Source organism: Agrobacterium tumefaciens str. B6 (genome assembly GCF_001541315.1).
Taxonomy (GTDB): domain Bacteria; phylum Pseudomonadota; class Alphaproteobacteria; order Rhizobiales; family Rhizobiaceae; genus Agrobacterium; species Agrobacterium radiobacter.
Genome location: NZ_LMVK01000036.1, coordinates 1 through 1682 on the forward strand (window position 1 = coordinate 1; position 1682 = coordinate 1682).

1 protein-coding gene is annotated in these 1682 nt (G+C 57.6%); it reads right to left on the reverse strand.

The genetic code is table 11. The annotated features are described in order from the left end of the window. Positions 1-92: 92 nt before the first annotated feature. The gene (locus tag ASB65_RS21015; RefSeq protein ID WP_060725267.1) at positions 93-1520 is read right to left on the reverse strand and encodes an ISNCY family transposase; all 1428 of its coding nucleotides are present in this window, start codon (positions 1518-1520) and stop codon (positions 93-95) included. Positions 1521-1682: the final 162 nt, after the last annotated feature.

Below are 1682 nucleotides of genomic sequence, written 5' to 3' on the forward strand. Positions count from 1 at the left end.
CCGCCGTCCGGGTGGAGCTGGTCAGGGTTGCGCAGCCCGGTCGGCGGCGGATGGCTCGACAAACTGGATAAACTTTAGCTTTGACAGCCCGATCACTCCGCCGCCTTCAACCGCGCAAGGGCGTTCTGCCGCTTCGCGATGACTGCGGGATCCTTGGTAAAATCGGTCTTTCTGCCAGGCTTGGTTCCGCGCTTCTGGTAGCCATTGCCTTGGCTGCCGTCGCGAATGCCGAACATATGATCCGTTTGGCCGGTGCGGCGCGGTCCGCCTTTACTGCGCTGCTGTTTGCGCCCCGCCTGCAACTCAGCCACGATCGAAAGCATGTCATCCAGTCGTTTGTTCTCGACCACCTCAGGGCGGTGAACGGAACGTAACATGTCAAACGTCCTGTAGGGCAGGGTGGCTTCCCCATCTGTGATCTCCAGGCGTCCGTCGGGATAGTCGCAAACGACAACCTTCTTGCCGGCGAGCGCCGCTGCCCGGTCTGTCGGATCGAGAATGAACATCACCTTGTCATAACGTAGTGTCAGTGAATTCGACAGCTTGCGGACCTCCTTGCGACACATCGCACCATCGAGGTTCTCATGATCGGCAAACGGCCGATGCATGTCCTTCGGATTACGGGGTGCCTTGCCAAAGCGACGATTGAAGTCGGTCATGAATTCTAACGCATAGGCGTTTGCCGCCTCGATCGTGTCGATGCCGCGCAGCCTCAACTCCTTTACAAGCCGATCCTGCAATGTCTGATTGGCGCGTTCAACCCGGCCCTTGGCCTGCGGAGTGTTGGCGCAGATAATGTCGATGTTCAGTTCATAAAGCGCCCGGCCGAACTGCGTCAGGCCGCTAGTACGATCCTTCTCCGACGCATGCGTGGTGCGAAAGACGCCATGCTTGTCACTGTAGAACGCAATCGGCTTGCCCCATTGCTGCAGATACGCCTTTGTCGCGTGCAGATAATCGAAGGTGTTCTCGGAAGTCGCAAAGCGTAAATGCAACAGCTTGCCGGTGGCATCATCAATATAGACGAGCAGGGCGCATTTGGGACCGCGGTTCTCGAACCACCAATGATGCGAGCCATCGATCTGGACCAGTTCGCCCAAACAATCACGTCGCCCGCGTGGCTGGAAAACCCGCTTCTTGCGTTCGCGCCGCGACACCCAGATGCCGGCTTCCATCATCCACTGACGCAGCGTCTCTTTGCTGACGCCAATACGGTGACGTTCGATCAGCTTCTCGGCCGCCAACGTCGGTCCAAAATCCACGTAATGCTCCCGCACCAGGTCGAGCACAAGATTGCGAAAATCCTCGCCGTGACGTCGGTTGCCCGGACGGCCGCGCTTCTTCGAGACAAGTCCGTCGGCGCCGGCCAGATCATATGCCTGCAACAGGCGGTGGACCTGACTGCGGCTAAGACGAAGCAACTCGGCCGCATCAACGACACTGAGACTGCCACCGCGAATCCGCTGGATGAGTTCAAGGCGATGCAATTCTTTCTGCGACATGACAATCAAACAAGACATGACGACTCCAAACAAGGATGACCTCGGCCACGATGCACGTCGCTGATCTTGCTTCCCATTGCTGACGTTGGACCAGCATCCCAAGAGGCGACGACTGTCGCATCTCTAACCGGCCTATGTGTCGCATCTCTAAAATGCCGTTACAAACAATAATCGCATAAC